Origin of the sequence: Streptomyces poonensis, assembly GCF_014650915.1 — a bacterium.
Taxonomy (GTDB): Bacteria; Actinomycetota; Actinomycetes; order Streptomycetales; family Streptomycetaceae; genus Streptomyces; species Streptomyces poonensis.
The window spans coordinates 448,305-473,665 of sequence record NZ_BMVW01000001.1 but is presented as its reverse complement, the minus strand read 5'-3'; the positions used below and the strand labels follow the sequence as shown (position 1 = coordinate 473,665).

23 protein-coding genes and 1 pseudogene are annotated in these 25,361 nt (G+C 68.2%); 11 read left to right on the top strand and 13 right to left on the bottom strand.

All coding sequences use genetic code 11. The features are described 5' to 3' along the window. Positions 1-48: 48 nt before the first annotated feature. Positions 49-1,206: a family 2 encapsulin nanocompartment cargo protein polyprenyl transferase gene (locus IE242_RS02060; protein WP_189854662.1), complete on the top strand. Its 1,158-nt coding sequence runs from the start codon at positions 49-51 to the stop codon at positions 1,204-1,206. A gap of 158 nt (positions 1,207-1,364) precedes the next feature. Continuing rightward, a pseudogene (locus IE242_RS37330) lies at positions 1,365-1,565 on the top strand (dihydrofolate reductase family protein); the annotation flags it as partial. 642 nt (positions 1,566-2,207) lie between these two features. Here the strand turns inward: IE242_RS37330 and IE242_RS02055 are convergent. From IE242_RS02055 to IE242_RS02045, 3 genes are all read right to left on the bottom strand, one after another. Continuing rightward, positions 2,208-3,110 (bottom strand): hypothetical protein, encoded by a 903-nt coding sequence (locus IE242_RS02055; protein WP_189854660.1) that lies wholly within the window; start codon positions 3,108-3,110, stop codon positions 2,208-2,210. A 107-nt stretch (positions 3,111-3,217) separates the two neighbouring features. Then, positions 3,218-3,748: an NUDIX domain-containing protein gene (locus IE242_RS02050; RefSeq protein WP_189854658.1), complete on the bottom strand. Its 531-nt coding sequence runs from the start codon at positions 3,746-3,748 to the stop codon at positions 3,218-3,220. Between the two features lies 1 nt (position 3,749). Continuing rightward, on the bottom strand, positions 3,750-5,105 hold the full coding sequence (locus tag IE242_RS02045) for an NsdA family TPR-like regulatory protein (RefSeq protein ID WP_189854656.1): 1,356 nt from the start codon (positions 5,103-5,105) through the stop codon (positions 3,750-3,752). A 223-nt stretch (positions 5,106-5,328) separates the two neighbouring features. Here IE242_RS02045 and IE242_RS02040 point away from each other — a divergent pair, with 223 nt between their 5' ends. The 4 genes from IE242_RS02040 to IE242_RS02025 all read left to right on the top strand — a co-directional run bounded on the left by IE242_RS02040 (position 5,329) and on the right by IE242_RS02025 (position 8,341). Then, the gene (locus IE242_RS02040; RefSeq protein WP_189854654.1) at positions 5,329-6,078 is read left to right on the top strand and encodes a hypothetical protein; all 750 of its coding nucleotides are present in this window, start codon (positions 5,329-5,331) and stop codon (positions 6,076-6,078) included. A gap of 80 nt (positions 6,079-6,158) precedes the next feature. Continuing rightward, positions 6,159-7,070 (top strand): aminoglycoside phosphotransferase family protein, encoded by a 912-nt coding sequence (locus tag IE242_RS02035; RefSeq protein WP_189854652.1) that lies wholly within the window; start codon positions 6,159-6,161, stop codon positions 7,068-7,070. A 1-nt stretch (position 7,071) separates the two neighbouring features. Continuing rightward, positions 7,072-7,764, top strand: a complete 693-nt coding sequence (locus tag IE242_RS02030) for a class I SAM-dependent methyltransferase (RefSeq protein WP_189854650.1) — start codon at positions 7,072-7,074, stop codon at positions 7,762-7,764. A gap of 31 nt (positions 7,765-7,795) precedes the next feature. After that, positions 7,796-8,341 (top strand): HAD domain-containing protein, encoded by a 546-nt coding sequence (locus IE242_RS02025; RefSeq protein ID WP_189854648.1) that lies wholly within the window; start codon positions 7,796-7,798, stop codon positions 8,339-8,341. 144 nt (positions 8,342-8,485) lie between these two features. On the opposite strand, the gene IE242_RS02020 is transcribed toward IE242_RS02025, so the two are convergent. The 5 genes from IE242_RS02020 to IE242_RS02000 form a co-directional block, all read right to left on the bottom strand. Further along, entirely contained in the window at positions 8,486-11,206 is a 2,721-nt protein-coding gene (locus tag IE242_RS02020; protein ID WP_189854646.1) for an ATP-dependent DNA helicase, read from the bottom strand. Between the two features lie 456 nt (positions 11,207-11,662). Continuing rightward, positions 11,663-13,366 carry a mobilization protein gene (locus IE242_RS02015; RefSeq protein WP_189854644.1) on the bottom strand — a complete coding sequence of 568 codons (1,704 nt, stop codon included), beginning with the start codon at positions 13,364-13,366 and terminating at the stop codon, positions 11,663-11,665. Continuing rightward, entirely contained in the window at positions 13,356-13,931 is a 576-nt protein-coding gene (locus IE242_RS02010) for a MobC domain-containing protein (RefSeq protein WP_189856307.1), read from the bottom strand. Before IE242_RS02010 ends, IE242_RS02015 begins: the two co-directional genes overlap by 11 nt. Positions 13,932-14,245: 314 nt before the next feature. Continuing rightward, entirely contained in the window at positions 14,246-15,499 is a 1,254-nt protein-coding gene (locus tag IE242_RS02005; protein WP_189854642.1) for a DUF3631 domain-containing protein, read from the bottom strand. Between the two features lie 493 nt (positions 15,500-15,992). After that, positions 15,993-16,187 carry a helix-turn-helix transcriptional regulator gene (locus tag IE242_RS02000; RefSeq protein ID WP_085570898.1) on the bottom strand — a complete coding sequence of 65 codons (195 nt, stop codon included), beginning with the start codon at positions 16,185-16,187 and terminating at the stop codon, positions 15,993-15,995. A 121-nt stretch (positions 16,188-16,308) separates the two neighbouring features. Here IE242_RS02000 and IE242_RS01995 point away from each other — a divergent pair, with 121 nt between their 5' ends. Together IE242_RS01995 and IE242_RS01990 are read left to right on the top strand one after the other, a co-directional pair. Further along, on the top strand, positions 16,309-16,809 hold the full coding sequence (locus IE242_RS01995) for a helix-turn-helix transcriptional regulator (RefSeq protein ID WP_189854640.1): 501 nt from the start codon (positions 16,309-16,311) through the stop codon (positions 16,807-16,809). Between the two features lie 24 nt (positions 16,810-16,833). Continuing rightward, positions 16,834-17,988, top strand: coding sequence for a tyrosine-type recombinase/integrase (locus IE242_RS01990; RefSeq protein ID WP_189854638.1), 1,155 nt, complete (start codon positions 16,834-16,836; stop codon positions 17,986-17,988). A gap of 7 nt (positions 17,989-17,995) precedes the next feature. Here the strand turns inward: IE242_RS01990 and sodN are convergent, their stop codons facing one another. After that, positions 17,996-18,391: a superoxide dismutase, Ni gene (gene sodN, locus IE242_RS01985; protein ID WP_030339082.1), complete on the bottom strand. Its 396-nt coding sequence runs from the start codon at positions 18,389-18,391 to the stop codon at positions 17,996-17,998. A gap of 145 nt (positions 18,392-18,536) precedes the next feature. On the opposite strand from sodN, the gene sodX reads away from it, so the two are divergent. Further along, on the top strand, positions 18,537-18,971 hold the full coding sequence (gene sodX / locus IE242_RS01980) for a nickel-type superoxide dismutase maturation protease (protein WP_189856305.1): 435 nt from the start codon (positions 18,537-18,539) through the stop codon (positions 18,969-18,971). Here sodX and IE242_RS01975 read toward each other — a convergent pair. Continuing rightward, positions 18,875-19,504 carry a CGNR zinc finger domain-containing protein gene (locus IE242_RS01975; protein WP_189854636.1) on the bottom strand — a complete coding sequence of 210 codons (630 nt, stop codon included), beginning with the start codon at positions 19,502-19,504 and terminating at the stop codon, positions 18,875-18,877. The genes sodX and IE242_RS01975 overlap by 97 nt on opposite strands. Positions 19,505-19,640: 136 nt before the next feature. Here IE242_RS01975 and IE242_RS01970 point away from each other — a divergent pair, with 136 nt between their 5' ends. Then, positions 19,641-20,429: a class I SAM-dependent methyltransferase gene (locus IE242_RS01970; protein ID WP_189854634.1), complete on the top strand. Its 789-nt coding sequence runs from the start codon at positions 19,641-19,643 to the stop codon at positions 20,427-20,429. Positions 20,430-20,508: 79 nt separating this feature from the next. On the opposite strand, the gene IE242_RS01965 is transcribed toward IE242_RS01970, so the two are convergent. From IE242_RS01965 to IE242_RS01955, 3 genes are read right to left on the bottom strand one after another with little or no spacing between them, the layout of a single operon-like run. Further along, positions 20,509-21,261, bottom strand: coding sequence for an amino acid ABC transporter ATP-binding protein (locus IE242_RS01965; protein ID WP_189856303.1), 753 nt, complete (start codon positions 21,259-21,261; stop codon positions 20,509-20,511). 41 nt (positions 21,262-21,302) lie between these two features. Further along, positions 21,303-22,244, bottom strand: coding sequence for an amino acid ABC transporter permease (locus tag IE242_RS01960; RefSeq protein WP_189854632.1), 942 nt, complete (start codon positions 22,242-22,244; stop codon positions 21,303-21,305). A gap of 32 nt (positions 22,245-22,276) precedes the next feature. Further along, positions 22,277-23,248, bottom strand: coding sequence for an ABC transporter substrate-binding protein (locus IE242_RS01955; RefSeq protein WP_189856301.1), 972 nt, complete (start codon positions 23,246-23,248; stop codon positions 22,277-22,279). 595 nt (positions 23,249-23,843) lie between these two features. Between IE242_RS01955 and IE242_RS01950 the strand changes: the two genes are divergently transcribed. Continuing rightward, the gene (locus IE242_RS01950; protein ID WP_189854629.1) at positions 23,844-25,067 is read left to right on the top strand and encodes an NAD(P)-dependent malic enzyme; all 1,224 of its coding nucleotides are present in this window, start codon (positions 23,844-23,846) and stop codon (positions 25,065-25,067) included. Positions 25,068-25,361: the final 294 nt, after the last annotated feature.

Sequence of the window (25,361 nt, the reverse complement as noted above, 5' to 3'; positions counted from 1 at the left end):
CCAGCGACAGCGGAGACGCCACCGTCCGCCAACCTCCCAAGGTGATCCATGGGTGAGTTCATGACGGAGACGAAGCAGAGCCCGGCCGAGCCGAGGTGCCCGGCCGAGCCGAGAAGCACGGCCAGGAGGCGCAGGCAGGACTTCACCGGACCGGACGGAGCCGGTGGGCAGGACACGGCGTCGAGTCCTCCCGTGGGGCAGGAGGCGGTGGTGCTGCTGGAGCGGGTGAGGGCATCGGTCGATCCCGAGTTGCGGCGGGCCGTCGAGTCGCTGCCGGGCCCGATGCGGTGCGTCGCGCGGTACCACTTCGGCTGGCAGGACGCCCACGGCACCCCCGCCGTGGGCAACGGCAAGGCGATACGTCCCGCGCTCGTGCTGGCCGCGGTCGCCGCGCTCGGCGGTCCCCAGCCCCCCGCCGTACCGGCCGCCGCGGCGGTGGAACTGATCCACAACTTCACACTGCTGCACGACGACGTCATGGACCGGGACATCACCCGCAGGCACCGGCCCACCGCGTGGACCGTGTTCGGCGTCGCCGACGCCATCCTCGCCGGCGACGCCCTCCAGGCACTTGCCCAGCGGGTGCTCGCGGAGGATCCGCACCCGGCGTCCTCCGCGGCCGCCGCCCGGCTCGCGGCGTGTGTGGTCGAACTGTGCGCCGGTCAGCAGGTGGACATGGCGCTCGAGAAGCGCGGCCCGCACGAGGTCGCACTCGACGAGGTGCTCGCCATGGCCGAGGCCAAGACGGGCGCGCTGCTCGGGTGCGCCTGCGCGGTCGGCGGGCTGTACGCCGGAGCGGGGGAGGCTCACGTGGAGGCGCTGGACGCGTTCGGCCGGGAGGCCGGGCTGGCCTTCCAGCTGATCGACGACGTGATCGGCATCTGGGGAGACCCGGGCCGCACCGGCAAACCGGCCGGGGCGGACCTCATGGCCCGCAAGAAGTCCTTGCCGGTGGTCGCCGCACTGACCTCGGGCACCCCGGCGGCGGACGAACTCGCCGAGCTCTACGGACTGCCGTACGAGGAAGGTGATCTGGAGCGCACGGTCCTCGCCGTGGAGCGGGCGGGCGGCCGGGACTGGGCCCAGTTGCAGGCGGCGGACCGTATGGCCCGGGCGATGTACGAACTGTCCCGCGCGGTTCCCGACCCCGAGGCGGCGGGCGGACTGCTCGCACTGGCGGAGTTCGTGACCCGGCGCAGCGACTGAGACCGGGACAGGGCGGGGCCCGCGCATCCTTACGGTGCGCGGGCCCCGCCCCGTCTCCGCACCGCCGGCCCCTGCACCCCGGCTGATGACCGCCTTCGTCGACATGGTGCTGGCCCGGGGACGTATCGACATCACGGAGGACGGCACCGCCTGCGCGCATCTGTCTGTGCGGCGGTTCGCGGCTCGCCGGGGAGTTCGTCGACGAAGATCGACGAGCTCGTGATCAAGACGTACCCGAACGTGCTGGGCGCCGGCGTGCCGATGTTCGGCTCGGGCTTCGCCCTGCACGAGTTCACCCTGGGGGAGGTACGCACGTTCGGGAACGGGCGATCGTGCGGACGTACGGCAGGAGGCGCTGACGCGGTGGGTGAGGTGGGGGGCGTCCGGCCGCGGGAGGGGGCGCCGGACCGGGTCCCGCAATAACCTGAGGACATGGGCAGAGACGAGCACGTCTGTCCCGACTGCGGACAGCCTGTGGACACAGTGGTACGGCGGCGCAAGACGCTCGGCGCCTATGTGCCCGCCTGGGGTCCCGGAGCATGCCGGAACCCAAGTGCGGCGCGTACACCGAACAGTCCGAGGAGACTCCCCAGGACGAGCGCGCGCAGTAGCGTGCGGTGGCGCGCGGCAGGGTGGGGGACGCCCGGTCGTCCGGGCGTGAACGGCTGAAAGGGGGTGCGCCCGTGCGCTTCACCGGTGACGTCCGGGGTGCGACGGGGCGGGGCCGTGCCCGGAGACGGAGAAGGGGCCCGGCCGGGATACCGGCCGGGCCCCTTCCGCGGCGGTTCGCCGGCCCGCGAGGGTGCACCGCTCGCCGGCCGGGGCGAAAGCCCGTGGTCAGGCCTTCTTCGTCTCCTAGTAATGGGCCGGGTCGGTGACCTGCAGCGATTGTGGCTGCAGGTCGCTGACCTGGCCTTTTGCTGTTGGCTGGCGATGGGGTGTGATGGTCGTGATCGGGTGTCCTGCGGACTGTGTGCGGACTGCTGGGTGCTACTCGCGGCTCAGAAGAGTGGGATGCCGAGGCTTGCCGAAACCAACTGGGCAACCCCTGTCCAGCCAAGGGCGGGCAGGTTGGCCCTGGCGCTCTGCAGCACCCTCTCCGCGAGCTGGCGAACCCGCCCGGAATCAGGCGCGGCTGTGGCAAGCTCCGCCTGCAGATCCTCCACGTCGGCGACGACCCTGGCTCGGACCTCCTCTGGCACGTCCGCGGAGTGTGCGGCGGCCAGAACCTCGCGCGCGAACTGCGTGAGCTGCTGGGGGTCGTAGCCGAAGGTGTTGTTCTGGGTGTTGCCCTGGCCCATCTGGGGCGCGCCCCCGTTAACGGTGATGTTCCACTCGTTATGGATGCCGGGCTGTCGCTGATCGTTCAAGAAGTTCCTCACAGAGATTGGATCTTTGAACCCGCACTCGATGCCGAGAGTGGTCAGGGTGACGGCACGAACTGTTTGAGGCGACCGGGCATCAACCGTCACGATCCCGTTCGCCTCTAGGTATTCGACGGCCCGGAAGACTTCGGCAACCTCCAGAGTTTCGTCCAGAACGGCCATGCGCATGGAGCACAGAAAGTCGATCAACTTCAGTCGAGTCGTCGGGTAGTTCTCCATGGCGGCTGCTACAAGCCCGTTGATGGCATGGTCGAGCCTTATGCGGGGGCTATTCCGGTCTGCAATGAGCCGCTCAGCCTCAGCCACTCCGTGTGCGGTGAGCGAGCAGACCGTTCCAGAGGCGCAGAGCTCGGTGTTGTGCACCATGCCCTCCCCCCTGAGATAGTCGATGAGGGCGACCAGGCCATCATCGCCGGGGGGATACCAGAAAGGCTCCGCGTCCACCAGGGCTTGGGTGTCGCGGTTGGACTCCCCAAGCAGCCAGACCAGGAGCAGGTTCGCCTCTCTCTCGATCATCACGGAACGATGCTAGTACGCGGGTTGACGTTTCGGACCGTCGTTGAGCACGCGGTCGACTCGGGTGCCGAGCGCGGATGGTGAAGGGCCCCCAAGCTGCATTTGGCGCTCTATCTCCAGCCGTCGAGCGAGACCTGCGGGCCTCCCGCGAGGTACCGATGGAGGGCGCTGGCTGTGGTGTCCACGAATTCGTCTGGGACGGAGTCGGCGTCGACCCAGCGGACCTGGGCGTGCTTGCGGGGTTCTCGGTTCTCGGGTTCGCCGGTCCATTCGTGGACTGCGAAGACGACGGTGAGGAAGCCGTTGGGGGCCTCCACGCCCCAAGCTCCGTGGATGACGTGGGCGACCTTGAGGGACTCGGGCTTCACTGTGAGGCCGGTTTCCTCGTAGAGCTCGCGGACCGCGGTTTCGGTGATGGGTTCGCCCGGCTCGCTCTTGCCGACGGGGAGGTCCCACATTCCCTGGGCGAACTTCGCGTTCTCGCTGCGTTGGAGGAGGACGACGCGGTTGGTGGCCTTGTCGTGGACGATGACGGCGGCGACCAGCAGGGTCATCGATTCGAGCGCCGGCTTGAGGGCCTTCGGCTGGTCGTCGGTCTGCTGGGTCACGGTGTTCCCTTCGTCGGGCGGGTTGTCGGGCATGTTAGGCCAGGGTCTCGCGGGCGCGGCGGGCGAGATCGGCGGCGCCGGGAACGCGGCGGCGCTGGTAGACCGCGAGGGTGGTGCGGATCGAGGTGATCGCCTTGCGGGTGCGGTCGGAGGTCATGCCCTCCATGAGGACCAGGGCCTGGGTCCAGGCGGCGACGGCTTCGTCGGCGCGGGCCTGGGCGGCCAGGCTGTCGCCGAGGTCCGCGTGGGTGAGGGCATGGACGCGCTTGTACTTCTCCGGGTCCCAGCGGGTGAGCGCGTCCCGGTGCTGCTGTTCGGTGCCGATGTGGTCGGCGAGGTCGGTCAGGGTGCGGGCGGTGTGGCTGGTCACGGTTCCGGCGGCGGGGCCGCTTACGCGGGAGTAGCTGGGCTGGGGACCGTCGTCGCGGAGGAGGGCGTCTTCGGCGGCGAGCAGGGCGCGTGCGGCCGACGAGTTCTCGTCGGTGGCGGCGTAGGCGCGGGCGTGGGTGATGTGGAGGAGTGCCTCGGTCTGGCCGTCGACGTGGCCGAGACCTGTGCGGAGGGCGCCTTCGACGAGGTCGACGCAGTGGTGGGGCTGTTTGAGGCTGAGGGCTTGGTGGGCGAGGGCGCGCATCATCCAGGCGGCGTGGCCGTGGGGGTCGGCTTCGCAGGCGAGCTTGTAGCCGACCTGGTAGTAGCGCTGGGCGGCGCCTTCCTGGCCGAGGTCGTGGTGCTTCCATCCGGCGAGGTAGGTGAGTTCGGCGACGGCACCGAAGGCGGCCCGGCGTAAGGCTTCGCTGGGGAAGCGTCCGCGCAGCATGGGTGCGGCTGTGTCGGCGAGGTACGCGGTGACGGTGGTCAGGCCGTGCCCGCCGCCGAGGCGCTCGTCGGCGGCGCTGAAGGCCGCAGTGATCTGCCGTACGACGTCCACGTCCTCCGTCCCAACCAGGGAGGTGCCGGTGCGGGCGCGGAGCATGCGCGCGGTGGCTTCGTGGTCGTAGCCGAGCGGCATGGCGACGCCGGCGGTGGTGAAGGCCGCGATGGCGAGGAAGCGGCGGCGCTCGACGTCGGCGCGGCCCAGGTCGGTGACGGCGAGGACAGGGTCGGATTCCGCCGGCGCTTCGTCATCGCTGGCCTGGAGGCCGATCTCGGTTTGGGTGACCGTGCGCCCCGCTCGGCGGGAAAGCGCCTCGGCCAGGTACTGACTTACCCGGCCCGACGGGGCGCGGGTGCCGTTCACCCAGTGCGAGATGGCCGACTTGTTGGTCTGGAGGATCTCGCCATTCTCGGCCGCGATGCGCCGCACGTCTCTGGCGAGGGCCTCGTAGGTGCAGCCGACCGCCGCGATGACGTCGCGCAGACGGGAGTTGGATTCCCTAGGCGCCGCCACGATCGCCTCCACTCCGGAGCTGTAAACCGCGTATACCGCTTCAACTGCCTTCCACCGTACCCACTGACCGTGACCACCGGTTCACTTATCAGCAGCCGCCCGGAACGGCGTGACCGTGATCCAGGCTCCCTCCTTGGTCCGGGCGGCACCCCGAAGTCCGTACGCCCACACCGGGCTCGGGCATTCCCGTGCCCGAACCTGGCCGATCAGAGACGGAGACACGGTGACCGCCATCGACACCACGGCCATCACGGTCGAACTGCCCGAGGCGTTCGACCCACGCTGGAGCCGCCTGCCCGGCATCCAGGTCGACGGCCGGCGCATGACGATCGACCCGACCGAGTACTTCTTCCGCTTCGAGTCGAACACGTGGCTCGTCGCCGACTGGGAGCTGGTCAAGGCCCAGCTCCTGGGTGTGGAAGAGACGACCGAGAGCGCGGTCGAGCAGCTCACGCTCGACTTCATCAAGCAGCACAGCGAGTCCACGTCCGACGCGGCCCGTGTCCTGGCCACCGCGTACGAGGTGTACGCGTACCTGTTCCGCGACGAGCACCTGGCCGGCCTCGGCCTGCCGCAGACCACCGCCGAGCACCTGCGGATGCTGCGCGAGGCGGCCACGCTCATGGCGCTCAACAAGGTGGAGTTGGACGGGCACATCTCCAACGTCGGCCCGTGCTGGTTCTTCCCCGCCGCCACCTCCGTCGTCTTCGACCTGGACGACGACATGGGCGGGATGCTCGACGAGGTCTACCACGGCGGCTGGTTCAACGAGCACCGCCGGATCGAGTCCATCAAGGCCCACGCCGCCCTCGGCGGCCGGCTCGTACACGGCTGCCAGTCCGTGCCGGACCAGTCCGGCGGCGTGGTCGCGCCCTACGGTGCCTCGATGGCGAACTTCCGTGACGACCTCGCGGCCTTCAAGGCGGGCTGGATCGAGCAGGTCTACGCCCACCGCGTGAACCCCGCCGCGTAACCACCACCCGATCGGGCTCCGGGGCGGGCCGGCATCCCTCGCCCGCCCCGGACGCCACCATCCCTCCCAGGAGCTCCCACGTGACCACGAACCCCAGCGCCGAACTCCTCGACAACCTGCTCACCGCGACCGGCCAGACCACCCCCGTACGGGAGGAGGTGCGCGTGTGGTCCATGTCCGGAGTCGAGCGCGTGACCTTCCCTGACGGCTCCACGGCCATCTTCAAGTACGCCAAGAAGCCCTTCGACAGCGAGGACCAAGCCCTCCGCCTGGCCCACACCCTCGGCGTCCCCGTCCCCCAGGTCCACGCCTCCGCCGTCCTGAACGGCTGGCTCGGCATGCTCATGGAGGACCTCGGACCGTCCGTCCGCGAGGCCGACGACCTCGACGGCGTCGCCGCGGCCGTGGTCCTGCACGGCACCCGTACGGCTCCGCCCTTGTCTGTCCTCGACCAGTGCCGGCTGCGGACGCTGCCGGTCCGGGCGCTGGAGCATCTCGAACGGCTGCGCAAGGCCGATCGGTGGCAGGACGTCGACGATGTCGAGGACGCGTTCGACCGTATCGCCCAGGCCGCCGAGGCCCGCTCGGCCGGAGCAACGCTGGAACCGTTCGGCTGGGTGCACTCCGAGTTCCACCCCACCAGCCTCCACATCGGCGAGCGCGGCTGGGGGCTGCTCGACCTCGCCCGCGCCTTCACCGGCCCCGGCCTGCTCGACCTCGCCAGCTGGCACGGCACCATCGAGCCCCCGCACCCCATCCGCCTCCGCGTCTTCCTGGAGCAGTACGTCACCGCCGGCGGCACCCCCGACGCCCTCGCCCCGCGCGGCGGGCTCGCCGCCGAGAACTGGGCCCTGGGCTGGCACCGTATGTGGGCCGTCGAGTGGTTCATGGAGCAGTCCATCCGCTGGATCAACGACCCGGCCACCGACCCCGCCTACATCAAGGCCGTCCGCCGCCACCTCACCGATGTCCTCCGCCTCCTGGAGATCTGACGTGCTCGCCCAGGCATCCCCATGGCACGCCCACGCCCTCCAGCGCACCGCCGCCGGACTCGCCGAGCCTCTGGCCGTACCGGCCCGGATGGAGTGGACGACGAGACCCGGCCAAGGTCCCGGAGCAGAGATCCTCAGCCCCGACCTGCGCGGCAAGCGACTCCTGGAACTCGGCTGCGGCCCCGGCCACAACGCCGCCCACCTCGCCACCCGCCATGGCTCCCGTGTCACCGGTGTCGACCTGGTCGGCCTCCAGGTCCGCCGCGCCCGCTCCCACTACGGACGGCTCACCAACCTCACCTTCGTCGCGGGCCACGCCCTGCACTACCTGCACGCCGCCGACGAGCAGTTCGACGCAATCTACTCCGTCTTCGGCGCCATCGGGCTCGTCGCCCCCGAGCTCCTGCTCCCGGCCATCGCTCGACGCCTCACGCCCGGACGAGTGCTCGCCTTTTCGGTTCCGCACCCGCAGCGTGGTGGCCGCAGCCCCTCTGGCGACGATCGGCCTCGCCGCGATTACGTCATCCTTCCCGACCGTACCCGGCTCCCCATCGCCCGCTGGGAGTTCTCCACGGACCGGTGGGAGAAGCACCTCAGCCAGGCGGGCTTCTGGCTCACCTCAGCCCAGGAGTTCCACGACTCCCGCATGGGCCACTGGCCCACCACCCTGCTGGTCCGCGCCCGCAAGCTCTGACAGCTGCGCTCATCCGGCCTATGGAGGACCGATGCGCCCGCCCTACCTGCTCCTCGATATTGACGGCGTCCTCATACCCTTCCCCGACACGGACGGCTCGACCCCGGCCACTCACGCCCGCCACGACGTCGTCCCCGCCGGCCGCAGCGCCGACAACCCGGTCACCGTCTGGCTCAACCCCGACCACGGCCCCATGCTCATGGACGTGATCCGCACCGGCCTGGTCACCCCCGTCTGGTGCACCAGCTGGCGCCAGGACGCCACCACCCTCATCGGGCCCCTCCTGGGCCTCCCGATGCTGCCGCACGTCGATCTCCCGCGTCCGCAGATCACTACCAGCCACCCCAACGGCTACCTGTGGAAGCGAGACCACGTCGACGCCTGGCTGGGCGACGCCCGCGCCGTCTGGATTGACGACGATTTCACCGGCCTCGACCACGCCTGGGCTGCGGAGCGCACCGCCCGCGGAGCGGCGACCCTCCTCGTGCAGCCCGACCCACACCTCGGGCTGCAACCCGAGTACCTGACCGAGGTCGCGATGTGGGCCTCGCAGCTACCCACAGGCCGTGCCGCCTGACGACTGGTGTCCCCGCTGTTATGGACAGCGAGGACACCAGCGTGTGCTGTGGGGCTCGATTACCTGGGTGCGGGTAGTCGAGCCCCGCTGCCGTGGCGGACTTGAGGATCGGAGGCAGCCGCTCATCCGTCGCGCCGCGAGTGGTCAGGTGGATCGTCGAGTTCCAGTGACCGGAGTAAGCCCACGACGGCTGCACAGTAGAGCGACGTCCTTCGGGTTGGAGCTCCGGTGGAGCCCCTTGAGAACGGCCTGCTGGGTCTCGGGCGTCCAAAAGATCCGCAGGCGCTCACGTGCCCGAGTGACGGCTGTATAGAAGATGCTGTGTGTGATGTCGTCTTCGTTGGCATCGGTGACGACGATCTTGACGGAGTCGTACTCGAGACCCTGTGCCTTATGGATTGAAACCGCATAGGCTACCTGGAAGGGCACGCTGGTATTCAGCGAGTCATCGTCCTCGTCGCTGGTGTCGTACTCGTAGACGGAGAATCGCACAGTCGCGTCCCCCATCCATTCGATTTCATCACCGTCAACGTCGAACTCGCTGACCGTTCGATCGAGTTCGACGTCGAACTGGATCCGGCCAGGGAAGCGCTCGATATCGACGATTCGCCCCTTCAGATTGTTGTAGATCAGTGGACGGAAGCGCTCGGTTTCGTTGAAGAGGATTGGATCGCCGACTTTGTACGTCGAGACGCGCCAAGTGGTCGCTGCATTGGGGTTGCTGCTCTGGAGGAAACGGTTGATGTTATTGATGCCGTAGAGGCCGTCGTAGTTCAGGCAAAGGATGATCTCGTCGTCGCTTTGAGCTTCGAACAGTGTTTTGTCGAGAACGGTCGAGTATCCGTTTCGAGCCATGACCTCGGCGATGGCGTCGTCAGCGTTCCGGACCTTCTCCCAGAAGCCGAGGAGTGATTCGTTATTGGTTCTGAATGGCTTCTTCAGCTCGAATATTGAGGTGTTCGGGAGGAAGGAACGGATGATGCTGAACCAGTTTCCGAACTGGATCGACTCGATCTGGTAAACGTCGCCAACGAGCACGAGCAACTTGAAGGACGTCTCTTCTAGTACCTTGAGTAGGTCAGTGTTGCTGACCGTGCTGCACTCATCGATAACTAGAAGGTCATACTCCGGATCCGTGGCGCTTCGGTGGATCTGGCTACTAATCGTCCGGAACGTCGAGTTCTGCGCAGTCACCTTGCGCTTGAGGTTGTCGATCGCTGGGTTGGTGTGCGCGAGAAAGAGCTTCTCCTTGTCGTTGAAGTAGTTCGCGATGTGGTCCACCATCGTTGACTTGCCAGTGCCGGCTGCGCCATAGATCAAAGCGACACGCGACTGGCTGAAGAGTAGCTTGAGTGCATCCTTCTTGCCCTCGTCGTCGATTCCGCGAGGTATTTCATCGAGCCAGCGTTCGACGGCCTGGCTGTAGCCGTCGATTCCGGATGAAGCGCTCTCCTGTAGCTTCTCGACGATGGCGACGGTGTCGTGCTCGTACCCGCAAATGAATACGTGCCCCTTGTCCCGTACGAGTCGGCGCTCCTTGTGCTTGTAGTAGAGTTTGTTGTTGTATGTGTCGATCAACTCCTTGACGTCCCCGAGCTCCGCGAGATCGGCCTCGGGCGTGTAGAGGATCCCGTTACGTTCCACATTGTTTTTCACGCGTCGAGCGAGCAATTCATGGCTTCGTCCGGTCGCTCCGAGGCTCTCGATGAGATCCCAATACCGGGGGTTGTGCCCGGGTAGTGAGGTACAGAGCGGCATAGTGTCGAACGGAATGCAGCCATATTGCAGTTTCATCCCCGAGAGGCGGCCGCAGCCTTGCCAGTAATACTGCGACTTTAGAACCTGGTTGTGCATCCGAAGCAATAGATAACGGATGACGTTGTGGCCTGGAGCTGCTGACCTCACGATGCGGCGTGCTTCATCGAGCGCGGGGAAGATCCGCGGTTCGGTGACGCCGGCCGTACCCGTCGCCTTCACCTTCGCGTATTCATCGTCGGCCATGTCGATCAAGTCGAGTAGGTTACCCGAAGCTGATGTCAGCCCACGCATCAGATAACGGTACTCCGGAGAGCTGGACCGAACGTTGGTGGCGACATCTAGGAGGCGAGCGAAGTTGTTGAACTCGCACGGACGTATGGAGACTTCCCACTCGCGAATGATCGTGATTGGCATCTTCTGGTCGAGTACTTCGATCGAGTCGCTCTGGAGCGTAAGCATGGCTGCATAATCGTCGGTCATGTCGATGTCAGTGAAGGCGATTATGCGGTCAAACTTGCTCACCTTATTGACAGCTCGATAGAAGGTGACCTCGTAGTAGATGCGATCTCCTACGAAGAAAGGGCGAGTCTTGTGGATGTAGTATCGGCTTCGCGCCGCAGAGTCCTGCGGTTTCGGTGTCGGACGGACCATCTCGATCCTCGCGGCGATCTTCTGATGGTACTCCCGCAGTGATGGGTCGAGGTCGACGGGGAATGCTTCGAGATTCGCCAACGCCTCAATCCCGCAGCTGTCCTTGAGTAGGCTGCGGATGCGATGGAGGTACTCGTAGTACTTGAGCATCAATCGCTCGGATGAATCCCCACTCAGGGTGTAGTGAGAGGCGCTCATCTGGATTAGCTTGTGGAACTTGCCGAGGAAGTTGAGTTTTGCCTTGCCTCTGACGAAGGCGAGTCCGGGTTCTATAGCCGCATAGTTGAAATCTATGTCAGACCGGCCAGTATGAAGGCGTACCGAAACTCCCTCCACCAGATTGCGGAGTTGGGCCAGGATATTCTGTGAGAGTAGCGCTCGCTGGTCGGTGAGTGAAGCGATATTCCGACAGATTGCATCATCTGCACTCTTAATCTGTTCGCCAACGGTGGTCACGAGCGATTCCCCTGCCCTTCGGTGCCGCAAACCGCCGAGACAGCACCTTCTCCAGGAATGCCATCGGTCAGTTCTCGTCTGTCGATCCGTTACGTGCTGACTTTGGTGGTTGTCGTCATGTAGTCGGATAGGGCGCTCATCATAGCCTCGAACTGCACAGTGATGCTGTGGAATTGAGGTGCAGTAGTTAGCGGGAGACGACCTAGTCCTGAAGTCCTCCGCTTCTGCGGTGAGACCCTCCGCGGGGTCACCCCCTCGGGCTCGGCGGGCGCCCTTGCCCACCGTCTAATTGGTCGCTTCGCCCGGGATTCTGGTTGGGAGGGAACTGGGGCAGCTGCTTACCATGCAGCCTGCTGCGCCCGATGCTTCGAGCTAGGTTGAAGGAGCTGGCGCAGAGTCTGGGGCAGAGGATCAAATGCCCCCGCCGCGACGTGTGGCGAGGGCATCTGACGGGGGTCAGCGGTGCCGACTCAGCTCTTCGGGCCTCGTAGCCACTGGTGTGGCCGGAGGGTGTGGCGTGGCGGACATGGCCGAGGTGCCGCTGGTGGCGCTTCGCATGCGAGCCGCTTGCGTCCTCCGGTTCGGCCGAGCTGTAATGCGCCAGTTGAGGACCTCGGCGGGGTGCTCGGCGCTGTCGAGTTCCCGTTGGGTGGCCACTTCGGCCAGGAGGCGTCGGGGGTTGTGGCCGGCGGTCTCGGCTTGGGCGAGGGTGGTGGTCAGGGCGGTCCAAGCGGGGTCGGTGAGGATCCGGGCGGCGTGGTCGGGGAGGGTCGCTCGAACGTCCTGCTCGAAGCGGCGGGCGGTTGCGGCTCGTGGTGCTCGGCGGGCCAAGTCCGTCAGGACGGGTGTGGCGGCCTGCTGGTAGCCCGCCTGGAGGTGGCGGAAGGCTTCTTCGGCCGCAGCGGCCTGCTGTTCGTGGCCGCGCTGCTCGTGCCACTTGGCGGCGGCGCGGGCCAGGTGCATGGTGGCGAAGAGCAGGGCGATGGCGAGTCCGCCCGGCTCGCCGGAGGCGTAGGCGAGTTCCTTGGCGGCCTTGCGCAGGGCGGTGGCGGCCTGGTGGTCGGCGCGGGTGGCGGATCGGCGGGCGCGGTTGAACGCCATCGCCGCCGCCCGCAGTTCCGCCCGGTGTGGGCCGGTCGTGGCGCTGGCGATGTTGTACAGGGCATCGCCGAAGGCAGCCAGGTGGCCCTGGGCGACGGCATCGTCATCCGAGTCGAGGGCGGTGCGTGCCGTGTGTATGGCGGTGGTGGTGTGCCTGTGCCGCCATGGGTCGGTGGGGTCCGCCGCATACCGGGGGTGGTCGGCCACCTTCTGGTTGGGGAGGCGTTCGCGTAGGCGGTTGATGGAGAGGTCGGGGGCGAGCTTCGAGCCGCCGTACCAGACGGGTTCGCCAGCCACGTTGGTGTCGCCGGGTGCGGCGAGGCTGTAGCCGATCACGTCGCCGGTCTCGGGGCCGAGTCGTGTCTTGACCTTGATGCCGAGGGACTGCAGCACGGTGAAGTAGTCGGCTTCGTTGTGTACGGCGGCGGCGACCGCGTACGCCTGCTCGCGCAGCCAGTGCCGTGCCGTGACCGTCTGGCCCTGGCGCTCGGCCTTGGCGCGTTCGGCGCCGGTGGGGGTGCGGGGCGCGGTGAGGTCGCCGGACTTCAGACGACGCAGGTCGAACTCGGCTTCGATCTTGCGGCACTCGGCTTGGGCCCGCTGCCCGTCGCGGTGGGTGCGAGGGCGGCGTCCGTCGGCGCGGACGGTGGTGGCCATGAGGTGGATGTGGTCGTCGGCGTGGCGTACAGCGATCCACCGGCATGCCTTCTCGTCGCCTTCGGGGGCGATGCCTGTGGCGTGCACGATGCGGCGGGCTACCTCAGCCCACTCGGCGTCGGTGAGGTAGCGGTCGCCGGGCGCGGTACGGACCGGGCAGTGCCAGACGTGCTGAGGTGGCTTCTTGCCGCCCAGCTCGCGGGTGCGCAGGTCGACGTGGTGGTCGAGGCGCTTGGCGAGCTGGAAGTAGGTGGCCTCGGGGTCGCGGCCCGGGTCGAGGGCTCCGGCCATGTCCCAGGCGGCGACGATGTGCGGGTTGGCGTGTTCGTCGCGGCGGCCGGGGCCGAAGAGGTAGACGATCAGTCCGCGGGTGTTGGAGCCGGTGGAGACGTCAGGAACCATGCGCGGTGCCTTCCGTCAGAAGCTGGTCGATCAGTCGGTAGCTGCTCTCGGCCGCTTGCTCGACGCGGTCCAGCACCGCCTCGGCACGCTCGGGCACCGTTCCTCGGTGGATGGCTGCGGTGATCTGGTTGAGGTTGCCGCCGATGCGGTTCAACGCGACCGTGTGTGCCTCGACGGCCTCGATCAGCGGGCGGACCGGGTCGTCCTCCGGGCTGCCGACCAACCCCGCCTTGCCGAGGGCAACGGCCAAGGAGGCGTCCCCGACGAATCCGGCGAACTTCTGACCGCGCTGATGAGCGGCGGCGCTGATCATGCTCACCGCGGTCCGCGTGAAGCGGATGGTCTTCTCCTGGTCGCGCTTCTCCACGGTGCGCTTGCGGTTCATCAGTGCGGGCAGGGCGGGGGCGTCGAGGTCCCGCCAGGAGGGCTGCTCGGTGGGCGGTTGGACGTCGGTCGGCGGCTGAGGGCGCGGCGCGACGGAGTCGGGTGCGGGCGGGCAGCTGGTCTCGGCTACACCCTCCTCCGGCTCGGGCGCCCCCTGGCGCTCGGCCTTCTCCTCCGCCACCCCTGGGGCGGGGGCAAGCGCGGACGAAGCCTCGTTAGAGGCTCGTTCGCTCCAGCTTGCTGCTGATCGGCGGGTCAGGCCGAAGAATCCCTTGCGGCGGCGGGAGGGGGCGTTGTCGGTGCTCGTTTCGGGCATGGGGTGCTCCGGTGGTCGTGTGGGGTGGGGCTTCGTCACGTCCGTTGCATCCGTCCCGTAGCTGGTCAGGACAGGTACGGAGGCGGTCGCAGGTACGGAGTGATCCGTATCGGCGAGGAACTCCGTCCCCGCGCTGACCTGCGCGGGGACGGATGCGACGGATTGATACGGAGCTGGTGTCAGCGCGTGGGCCTGGGGCCGGCAGGCCCGCCGGGCGGGCCGATGGGCAGCGTCCCGGACGGAGGGGCGGGCGGCTTGCCCGGGGCCCGACGTGCGACCACGGTCTCGCCGGCTGCGGGGGCCGGTTGGGCGGGGTCGGGGCAGTAGCGGGCCCAGGCGTCGAGGAACTGGTTGCGGGCGTACGCCTTGGCCTGCCTGCCATTCTCGAAGCGGTGGTTGGCCGGGCTGATGCCGAAGTCGCGCAGCAGGTTGGCCAGGTGGTAGGCGTTCAGGCCCTTCGTCCCGTACTCGGCCCACGGTGCCTCCGCATCCTGGAGGAGGGCGGCGAGCAGGTCCTGGCTGCGCAGAGCCTCCCTGTGGCCTTCCCGCTCGAACACTCGGCGGACGTCTCGCAGCAGCCGCGTCTTCAGCGTCGTCTGCTCGTCCTGGACCACCTCGTTGCGCGTCATCGCCAGGCAGGCGGCACGGGCCCGCGAGGGCCAGTGCCCGCCGGCCAGATCGGCGACGATCACCAGCGGCTCCCACGTGTCGGCTGCGCGGTCTTCGACCGGCATCTGCGGAACCAAGCCCTCTGCGGTGCTCCGCAGCGGGGCCAGCCAGGCGGTCAGCCGGTCGCGCAGCGCGTTCAGTTCGGGAACGGAGTACCGCGAGCGGAACGGGGCGATGCGCTCGCCCGGCGCGCGCTTCTGCATGCGGAGCACGACCGCCCGGTCCATGATCGTGTCAGGCAGGTCGCCGATCCCGGCGAGCGCGGCCATGGCGAAGGTGGGAAATGCCGTCGGCTTGTGCTCCGGCCCAGAGATCCGCCAGGCGGGCCGGTTGCGCTGGTGACCCGCGTTCAGCAAGCCCCGCAGATCCTCCTTGTCGCCTGCCTTCGGACCGAAGATGGTGTCGGCCTCGTCCACCAGCAGCGTCGGCGGGTTCTTGCCGATGACGCGGAACACCACCGCGGGCGACGTGTTCACCGTCATCATCGGTTGGTGCACGGTCTCGTGGAGCACGTCCAGGACACGGGACTTGCCGCATCCTTTGGTCGGCCCCACCACAGCCAGCCGTGGCGCGTGCTGGAGGGCGGGCTGGATGTGGGAGGCCGCCACCCACAACGTGACCGCCGTCAGGGCCTCGTCGCTCGGCAGTACCACGTACCGACCGATCGCCGCACGTAGGTCATCCAGCAGCGGATCTCCTTCGTCGGCCGTCTCGTCGCTTGCGCCGGCGCGGTCCCCGGTCCCCGATCCGCCGTCGGGGACCACGGTCCCCGCAGATGCGTGGGGACCGTGGTCCTCACCAAGGGCTCGGGGTGCGTCGCGCTCGTCCGGGACGCGGGGACCGGGTTCGGGGACCGGCGGACCGGAAGTCTCTATCCGGTCCCCGGCGTCCGGTTCGGCGGGACCGGTCCCCAGGGCGCTGACCTGCGCATGTTCCGCGTTGGGGGAATCTCGGTCCCCGACCGGAACACCTGTCGCAGGGGACTGTGACTCCGTTCGGTCCCCGCCTCGGTCCCCGTTGCGCCAGGGGATGCCCTGGCCGGGGACCGCGGGGGTGGGCCAAACAACCTCGGATGTGTTCGAGGTGGCGGGGGACGTAGAGTCCTCCATAGACGTTCCTCTCAGGTGAGGGACGGGACGGGCTAGGTCCCGCCCCTCACCGGTTCGTTCGTTCAGGGATGGGCGACGTGCAGGGGAATCTCCGGCCCTCGGCGTTGGCGCGCCGGGGGCCATTGCTGTGTCCGGGGCTGCCGGCGGCTCATGAGGCCAGGCCCCACTCGTCTCGGCCGTCGATCAGCGTGCGCTCGTAGCGCAGGAGCTCGGCCTCGGGGTAGAGCACCCGCTTGCCGACCTTGATGCCGCGCGGCCCCTTCTTGATGTGGCGCCAGTAGCGGACGGTGCTCTCGGCTGTGCGGTAGCGCTCGGCGACCTCGGCGGTGGTCAGGTATCGCATGCATTCCCATTCGGCTAGGTAGCGATTCGATCTGCATAGAGTTGTACCCCAGGATCGCCGGTTACCCAAATCGGGAAGCTCATGTTTCAATTTGGATAGCGACGGTGACGATGGAGGTTCGATGGCAGGCGACAGGCCCGAGGGCGGCGAGGTGCCGGTGCTCTACAGCGAAGGGAACGTGGCCGCGCGCGTGGCCCTGGAGCGCGAGGTCAGGGGGTGGAGCACGACCGAGCTGGCCGAGCGGGTGACCAGAGCCGGCATCAAGATGAACCAGACAGCGGTCTGGCGCATCGAGAACGGCACCCCCCGCCGCCGCATCAACCTCGACGAGGCCCTAGCCTTCTCCCGCGTCTTCGAGCTCCCTCTCGAAGAGCTGATGTCCCCGCCCTTGGAGGGGCTCGACATCGACAGCCGGCGCCTCGTCCAAGAGGCCGTCGAAGCGTTCTACGAGGCGCGAGACGCGCGCGACCGCCTGCACCACGCCGTGGTCGCCATCGCCGACCACATCAAGGCCCATCCCGACAGCTCGCGGGCGATCCACGAGCAGTGCCTCCGCCTCATGGGCGACGAGCGCGACGCTCGCACGCTCAGCAACGACATCGAGGACGGCGGCCACTACTGACAACCGACACGAAGGAGAGGCCACTTGGCCAACATCCAGAAGCGCCCCAACGGCAAATGGCGGGCCCGCTACCGCGACCTCGACGGTAAGGAGCACGCTCGCCACTTTGAGCGGAAGCTTGATGCCCAGCGGTGGCTCGACGAGGTCACGGCCAGCATGGTCACCGGCCAGTACGTTGATCCCCGCGCCGGCCGCGTGACGTTCGAGAAGTACGCCGAGAAGTGGGAAGGCTCGCTCATCGCGAGCGAGGCGGGCGAGCGCATCACCGACAACGCGCTGCGGCTCCACCTCGTACCGACACTGGGCGCCCGCTCCATGGCGGCGATACGCCGCAACGACATACAAGTGCTCTTCAAGCACCTGTCCGACCAGCTCGGCCCCGGCAGCGTGCGGAACGTCTACGACGTCCTCGTTCGCGTCATGACGGCGGCCGTGGACGACAAGGTCATCGCCTCCAGCCCATGCCGCCGGATCACCCTCCCGGCCATGCCGGACGAAGAGGTCACCCCGCCCACGGTCGCCCAGGTCGAGGCCATGGCCCGCGTGATGCCGCCGTACATCCGCGCGGCGATCGTCACTCTCGCCGGATCAGGGCTGCGCATCGGTGAGCTGCTCGGCCTGAAGGTGTCGGACGTCGACTTCAAGGCCGGCACCATCCGCGTCGAGCGGCAGCGGCTTCAGTCGGGGAAGAGCGGCCCGCCGAAGACCGCGAAGTCTCGGCGTACGGTCCCGGTCGGAGAGGTCGTCACCGACGCGCTCCTCGCGCATCTCGCTGCACGCCCCTCCAAGGAGTGGCTGTTCACGATGGAGAAGGGGGAGCCGCTCAACTATCGGCGCTGGAAGACCGAGTGGAACTGCGCCCGCAGGGCGCTCCAGGCGGAGGAGAGCAATGCGGCCGAGCGCGAGGGCCGCAAGCCCGTCGAGCTGCCGCACATGGTGACCCACGACCTGCGGCACTTCTACGCCTCCGCGCTCATCGCCGGCGGAGCGAGCGTCAAGCAGGTCCAGCTCGTCCTCGGCCACGCGTCCGCCGTCATCACGCTGCGGATCTACGCCCACCTGTGGCCGGGCGAAGAAGACCGCACCCGGACCGTCATGGACGCCGTGCTCGGCGGCCTGCGGACCGGGTGCGGACCGGAAGACCAAGCGACCAAGGAAATCGCAGGTCAAACGGCATGATCCAAGATCAAGCCTTCTTCGTCTCCCAGAAGATCTTGTCGATCTGGGCGATGTAGTCCAGCGCCTTCTGGCCGGTCGCCGGGTCGGTCGACGCCTTCGCGGCCGACAGGGCCTTGAGGGCGTCGTTGACCAGCTGGTGCAGCTCCGGGTACTTCTCGAAGTGCGGCGCCTTGAAGTAGTCGCTCCACAGCACGGAGACGTGGTGCTTCGCGAGCTCCGCGCGCTGCTCCTTGATGACCGTGGCGCGCGCCTGGAAGTGCGGGTCGTCGTTGCCGGCCATCTTCTCCTGGACGGCCTTCACCGACTCCGCCTCGATGCGGGCCTGGGCCGGGTCGTACACACCGCAGGGCAGGTCGCAGTGCGCGCTGACCTTGACCTTCGGGGCAAACAGGCGGGAGAGCATGTAGCTGTCCTTCCTCGTGATCGTCTTCTCAGGTGGGACATTACTCCGTAGGAGACGCGATTTCGCGAGTGCCCCCGGCGGCTTAGGACAAAAGTCCAGGGTCAGACTGGGACTGGTGGAGGAACGGACCGGGGAGGTGCCGGGGATGCCGGAGCTGTCGCAGGAGACGGAGCACGGGCGGGCCGTCCTGCCTTTCGGGGTGGCGGAGGTGACGGGTCCGTCCATGGTGCCCACACTGCGCCACGGGGACCGTCTCCTCGTCCACTACGGGGCGCGCGTGCGGGTCGGCGATGTGATCGTGCTGCGGCATCCCTTCCAGCAGGACCTGCTCGTCGTGAAACGGGCGGCCGAACGGCGCGAGGGTGGCTGGTGGGTGCTCGGCGACAACCCGTACGCGGGCGGGGACAGCACCGACTACGGCACCGTGCCCGAGGACCTGGTCGTCGGCACGGTGCGGCTCCGGTACCGGCCGCGCAGTGGTCCTCAGCTCTCGCCGTTCGCGCTGCTGCGCTGGCTGTTCTCGGCGGTCCGGCTGGTGTTCGCCGACCGGTCGGCCTCCAGGCGCTTGCGGGCACGGTAGGCGGCCACGTTGGCGCGGGTCGCGCAGCGGTCCGAGCAGTACCGCCGGGAGCGGTTCGTGGAGGTGTCCAGGTAGGCGTTGCGGCAGGGCGCGGCCTCGCACAGGCCGAGCCGGTCCACGCCGTACTCGGTGAGGTGGAACGCCAGCCCCATGGCGGCGATCGCCGCGTAGCCGGCGGTCGCGTTCGACGGGTGGTCCGCCAGGTGCATGTGCCACAGCGGGCGCCCGTCGTCGTCCCGGGAGTCGTGGCCGGAGATCTGCGGGCTCACCGGGAACTCCAGCAGCAGGGAGTTCAGCAGGTCCACGGCGAGTGTCTCGTCTCCGCCGTCCGCGGCCTCGAAGACGGCGCGCAGCCGGGCCCGTACCGAGCGGAAGCGGGTGACGTCGGCGTCGGTGGCGCGGCGGGCCGCGGTCCGATTGCCCCCGAAGAGGTCGCGGACGGCCTCCACCGAGGTGAGCGTGTCCGTGCCCCGGACCGGCTCCTCGGTGTTGACGAGACGGACGGCGTAATCCGAGTAATAGGCCAGTTCCACTTGTAGTCCTTACGAGGGGGCTCTATCGTCGTGCGTACGAGGCAAGTAACGGCTGATTGCGCTTTCAGGGTATTACGCGTTCCGGCGTACCACGTGACCGGCGTGATCGCCGCGGGTCGCGCGGACGGCACCGACGATGCTGACGGAAGGGCTCACATTGACCACCTCCACCCGACCTATCGGAACCGACTGGCATGCCTGGCAGGAGAGCTGGGACCGGCAGCAGGAGTGGTACCTGCCGGACCGTGAGGAGCGGTTCGGGGTGATGCTGGACATGGTCGAGGCTCTCGTCGGCACCGCACCCCGCGTCCTGGACCTCGCCTGCGGCACGGGAAGTATCACCGCCAGAGTGCTCGCCCGGTTCCCGGAGGCCAACAGCACCGGCGTCGATCTCGACCCGGCCCTCCTCACGATCGCGGAGGGGACCTTCGCGGACGACCCCCGGGTCACGCTGGTGACGGCCGATCTCACCGACCCCGAATGGGTGACCCGGCTGCCGTACGACTCGTACGACGCCGTGCTGACCGCCACCGCCCTGCACTGGCTGCGCGCCGAGCCGCTGGCGGCCCTCTACGGCCGGCTCGCGGGCCTCGTCCGCGACGGCGGCGTCTTCATGAACGCCGACCACATGCCCGACCCGGCCACCCCCCGGATCAACGCGGCCGAGAGCGCGCACCGGCACGCGCGCATGGAGCAGGCGAAGAAGGACGGCGTCCTCGACTGGAAGGAGTGGTGGCGGCTCGCCGCCGAGGATCCGGTCCTCGCGGAGCCGACCGCCCGCCGCTTCGAGATCTACGGTGACCACGCGGACGGCGAGATGCCGCCGGCGGCATGGCACGCGCGCGTGCTGCGCGAGAAGGGCTTCGCCGAGGCCCGCCCGGTGTGGTGCTCGCCGTCGGACACGCTGCTGCTCGCGCTCAAGTAGTCCCCGGACGGGCACGCGAGAGGGGCGGTACGGCATGCGTCGTACCGCCCCTCTCGCGTGAGTGCTGCAGTGCGAACTGTCAGAGCACCTTCGACAGGAACGACTGGGTGCGCTCCTGCTGGGGGTTCGTCAGGACGTCACGCGGGTTGCCGGACTCGACGACCACACCGCCGTCCATGAAGACGAGGCTGTCGCCGACCTCGCGGGCGAAGCCCATCTCGTGGGTGACGACCACCATCGTCATGCCGGACTCGGCGAGGTCGCGCATGACGTCGAGGACGTCGCCGACCAGCTCCGGGTCGAGCGCCGAGGTGGGCTCGTCGAAGAGCATCAGCTTCGGGTCCATCGCGAGCGCACGGGCGATCGCCACGCGCTGCTGCTGGCCGCCGGAGAGCTGGGACGGGTAGTTGCCCGCCTTGTCGGCGAGGCCGACGCGCTCCAGCAGGTCCATCGCGCGGAGGTGCGCCTCGGCTCTCCGCAGGCCCTTGACCTGGATCGGCGCCTCCATGACGTTCTCGACGGCCGTCATGTGCGGGAACAGGTTGAAGCGCTGGAAGACCATGCCGATGTCCCGGCGCTTGAGGGCCACCTCGCTGTCCTTGAGCTCGTACAGCTTGTCGCCCTTCTGGCGGTAGCCGACCAGCTCGCCGTCGACGTACAGCCGGCCGGCGTTGATCTTCTCGAGGTGGTTGATGCAGCGCAGGAAGGTCGACTTGCCGGAGCCGGAGGGGCCGATGAGGCAGAACACCTCGCCGGACCTCACCTCCAGGTCGATGCCCTTGAGGACCTCGACGGACCCGAAGGACTTGTGGACGCCCTCGGCCTTCACCATGGCGGGGGAGGCGGCGGTGGAGTCCGCGGTGGAGGTCTGCGTCATGCCGTGACTCCCTTCGGGCGGCGCGCGGGCAGGACGGCGGCCTTGAAGCGCTGGAACGGGGTCGGCGGCAGGGTGCGGGTCGAGCCGCGGGCGTAGTACCGCTCGATGTAGTACTGCCCGACGCTCAGGATCGAGGTCATGATCAGGTACCAGGCGGCGGCGAGGAAGTACATCTCCACCGAGGAGCCCGCGTTCTGGCCGATGTCCTGGGCCTGCTTGAACAGGTCCATGAACTGCACCGCCGAGACGAGCGAGGTCGTCTTCAGCATGTTGATGACCTCGTTGCCCGTGGGCGGCACGATCACGCGCATCGCCTGCGGGATCACGATCCGGCGCAGCGTCTTCACATGGCTCATGCCGAGCGCGTGCGACGCCTCGGTCTGGCCCTCGTCGACCGAGAGCAGACCGGCGCGGCAGATCTCGGCCATGTACGCGGCCTCGTTGAGGCCCAGGCCGAGCAGCGCCGTCAGCAGCGGCGTCATGAAGGACGACCAGTAGTCCTTGTAGATCGGGCCGAGGTTGATGTACTCGAAGACCAGGCCCAGGTTGAACCAGACGAAGAGCTGGACGAGGACCGGCGTGCCGCGGAAGAACCAGATGTAGAACCACGCGATGGACGAGGTCACCGGGTTCTTGGACAGGCGCATCACGGCGAGCAGGACGCCGCCCACGATGCCGATCAGCATCGAGAGCACGGTGAGCAGCAGGGTGTTCCAGACGCCCTCGAGGATGCGGTCGTCGAAGAAGTACTCGGGGATCGCGTCCCAGTTGATCTTGCCTTGCGCGAAGGCGTAGACCACCGCGCCCAGCAGGGCGACGGCGACGGCCGCGGACACGTACCGTCCCGGGTGCCGGACCGGTATGGCCTTGATGGCCTCCGGTCCGGCGGGGGGCGTCGTGTCGGCGGGACCGTCCGTCTTGTTGACGTCAACAGTCATGGGGGGTGCCTCTCAGAGCCGGACGGGCCGGCTCACGAACCGCCGTTGATCTTGGCCTCGGTGACCGCGCCGTCCGCGACGCCCCACTTGTCGACGATCTTCTTGTACTCGCCGTTGTCGATGATCGCCTGGACGGCCGCCTGTACCGCGTCGCGGAGCTCGGTGTTGTCCTTGGACACGGCGATGCCGTACGGGCCCGCCTCGACCTGGTCGCCGACGATCTCGAAGTACTTGCCACCGCCCGCGTTCTTCACCGAGTACGCGGCGATCGGGAAGTCCGCGGAGACGACGTCCGCGCCCTTGGAACGCATCCGGGTCTCGGCCTCGGGGTTGGTGGCGAAGTCCTCGATCTTGAGGGCCTTCTCGCCGTCCTTCTTGCACTTCTTCGCCTGGTCCTTGGCGAGGTCGTGGGAGAAGGTGTTGCGCTGCACGGCCATGGTCTTGCCGCAGAGGTCGTCCCAGGTCTTGATGCCCTGGTCGTAGCCCTTGTTGGTGTACAGCGAGACGCCGGCGGTGAAGTAGTCGACGAAGTCGACGCCCTCGCCGACCTTCTTGCCGGTGTCGGCGTCGACGCCCTCCTGGCGGTCCTTGGTGTCGGTCATGGCCGACATGGCGATGTCGTAGCGCTTGGACGCGAGACCGCCGATGAGGGTGTCGAACGTGGCGTTCTGGAACTCGAACTTCACGCCGAGCTGCTTGCCCAGCGCCTCGGCGAGGTCGGGGTCGATGCCGACGACCTTGCCGGAGTCGTCCTTGAACTCGACGGGCGCGTACGCGATGTCCGAGCCGACCTTGACGACACCCTTGTTGCGGATGTCCGCGGGCAGCTTGTCGGCGAGCGGCGCGGAGTTGGCCTTGGTGGTTTCCGAGTCGCTGCCGCTGCCGTTGTCCTTGGTCTGGTCACCGCAGCCGGTGAGCAGCAGGGCGCCGGCGACCGCGATCGCGCCGACCGCGGCTGTCCGGGAGCGCAGAGCGGTCGTGCGACGGGTGTTGCCTGCGGTCATGGTGGTGTCCTCCGGCGGGGTGGTGGGGAAGCCGACGGCTGTGCCGTTGGGTCGACGGCAGCACACGTCGTTGGGCGCCTCGACCTCGTGTGATGACGGCATCTTGCCATTCGGACTTGGTCGTTCAGGTCCCCCGATATGTCAAAATCGGATAACGGGTTACCCCCGAACCACCGCAGGACGGTCCATCCTGACCGGACCTTTGCGGCAATCCTTCCTTCGGGCCGGAAAATCTTCGGTGCATCTCAGGATGCGGTCGACTCCATGCACCGCACATGGGTGGCTGTTGTGGGACTTGTCACGGATCTGCCCACTGTTTCGGCCTCTTTCGGCAAATCCGGCCAAGAGTGCTGTCACCGATGTGTGACCTTCGCGTTATGGACTCGTCCTCGACGCCGTCCGTCCGGTAAGAAGGTTCCTTACACCCCTCATCCGGGGCTCAGGGCGCGTGTGCGGCGCGCCCGTCGCGTTTGTGCCCGTGCGTATCGGCCATCCGCCCGTGCGTATCGGCCATCCGGGCCTTGCGCGGTCCCGCCCGCTTCCTGATCGGAAGTGGTCACCCTCAAACTCTGAACACTTAAGGGGTAAAGAGAAAATGGCAGCGGAGATCGTCAATCCTCGGACCGATAACGACAGCGGCGAACAGGGCGGCGCGGAGCCGCTCGATTCCTTCGACCCGGCGTTCGCCCTGCACCGCGGCGGCAAGATGGCCGTGCAGGCCACCGTGCCCGTCCGGGACAAGGACGACCTGTCCCTCGCGTACACGCCCGGTGTCGCCCGTGTGTGCACCGCCATCTCGGAGCAGCCGGACCTCGTCCACGACTACACGTGGAAGTCGTCCGTCGTCGCCGTGGTGACGGACGGTACGGCGGTGCTCGGGCTCGGGGACATCGGCCCGGAGGCCTCCCTCCCCGTGATGGAGGGCAAGGCGATCCTGTTCAAGCAGTTCGGTGGCGTCGACGCGGTGCCGATCGCGCTGAACTGCACGGACGTCGACGAGATCGTGGAGACCGTGGCCCGGCTGGCGCCGTCGTTCGGTGGCGTGAACCTGGAGGACATCTCGGCACCCCGGTGCTTCGAGATCGAGCGGCGGCTCCAGGAGCGGCTGGACATCCCGGTCTTCCACGACGACCAGCACGGCACGGCGGTCGTGACGCTGGCGGCGCTGCGGAACGCCGCGCGGCTGTCCGGGCGGGAGCTCGGCGATCTGCGGGCGGTGATCTCGGGTGCGGGCGCGGCCGGCGTGGCCATCGCGAAGATGCTGCTGGAGGCCGGGATCGGGGACGTCGCGGTCACGGACCGCAAGGGCGTCGTGTCGGCCGACCGGGAGGACCTGACGCCGGTCAAGCGGGAGATCGCGGAGCTCACCAACAAGGCCGGGCTGACGGGGTCGCTGGAGTCGGCCCTCGCGGGCGCGGACGTGTTCATCGGGGTGTCCGGCGGTACGGTGCCGGAGCCGGCGGTGGCGTCGATGGCCGAGGGCGCGTTCGTGTTCGCCATGGCCAACCCCAACCCCGAGGTGCACCCCGAGGTGGCGCACAAGTACGCGGCGGTCGTCGCCACCGGGCGGTCCGACTTCCCGAACCAGATCAACAACGTGCTGGCGTTCCCCGGGATCTTCGCCGGGGCGCTCCAGGTGCGGGCCTCCCGGATCACGGAGGGCATGAAGATCGCGGCTGCCGAGGCGCTGGCGGCGGTCGTGGGTGACGATCTGGCGGCGGACTATGTCATTCCCTCGCCGTTCGACGAGCGGGTGGCTCCGGCTGTGACGGCGGCCGTGGCTGCGGCGGCTCGGGCTGAAGGGGTGGCCCGGCGGTAGGCTCCGCCGCCGGCTCGGTCGAGCTGCTGAGCTTGGTTTTTCGGGTCCCGTCCACGGGCTGTGGGCGGGACCCGAGCTTTTCGGTGGTGGGTGTTCTGCGCGGGGGCGCTTCGCCGTGAGGGCTTGGGGGCCTGCGGTTGTGGGTCGGGGACGCGCCGGGGGGTGTCCGTGCTCGGTCCGGCGGGTTCCGTGTCGCTTCGGGAGGGCGGCCGGTGGTGTGTTCCGCCGGCCGCTGCGCGCGGACACCCCCGAACACGCCCCCTTTCCGCCGTACGCGGCTGCCGGGTCCGTGGG

Bases quoted from the DNA above. Each gene is read 5' to 3' on its own strand.
- IE242_RS02060 (WP_189854662.1), top strand. From the start codon at position 49: ATGGGTGAGTTCATGACGGAGACGAAGCAGAGCCCGGCCGAGCCGAGG.
- IE242_RS02050 (WP_189854658.1), bottom strand. From the start codon at position 3,748: ATGCCCGACAACCCGCCCGACGAAGGGAACACCGTGACCCAGCAGACC.
- IE242_RS02025 (WP_189854648.1), top strand. From the start codon at position 7,796: ATGCGCCCGCCCTACCTGCTCCTCGATATTGACGGCGTCCTCATACCC.
- IE242_RS02015 (WP_189854644.1), bottom strand. From the start codon at position 13,366: ATGGTTCCTGACGTCTCCACCGGCTCCAACACCCGCGGACTGATCGTC.
- IE242_RS02000 (WP_085570898.1), bottom strand. From the start codon at position 16,187: ATGCGATACCTGACCACCGCCGAGGTCGCCGAGCGCTACCGCACAGCC.
- IE242_RS01995 (WP_189854640.1), top strand. From the start codon at position 16,309: ATGGCAGGCGACAGGCCCGAGGGCGGCGAGGTGCCGGTGCTCTACAGC.
- sodN (WP_030339082.1), bottom strand. From the start codon at position 18,391: ATGCTCTCCCGCCTGTTTGCCCCGAAGGTCAAGGTCAGCGCGCACTGC.
- sodX (WP_189856305.1), top strand. From the start codon at position 18,537: ATGCCGGAGCTGTCGCAGGAGACGGAGCACGGGCGGGCCGTCCTGCCT.
- IE242_RS01970 (WP_189854634.1), top strand. From the start codon at position 19,641: ATGCTGACGGAAGGGCTCACATTGACCACCTCCACCCGACCTATCGGA.
- IE242_RS01965 (WP_189856303.1), bottom strand. From the start codon at position 21,261: ATGGTGAAGGCCGAGGGCGTCCACAAGTCCTTCGGGTCCGTCGAGGTC.
- IE242_RS01960 (WP_189854632.1), bottom strand. From the start codon at position 22,244: ATGACTGTTGACGTCAACAAGACGGACGGTCCCGCCGACACGACGCCC.
- IE242_RS01955 (WP_189856301.1), bottom strand. From the start codon at position 23,248: ATGACCGCAGGCAACACCCGTCGCACGACCGCTCTGCGCTCCCGGACA.
- IE242_RS01950 (WP_189854629.1), top strand. From the start codon at position 23,844: ATGGCAGCGGAGATCGTCAATCCTCGGACCGATAACGACAGCGGCGAA.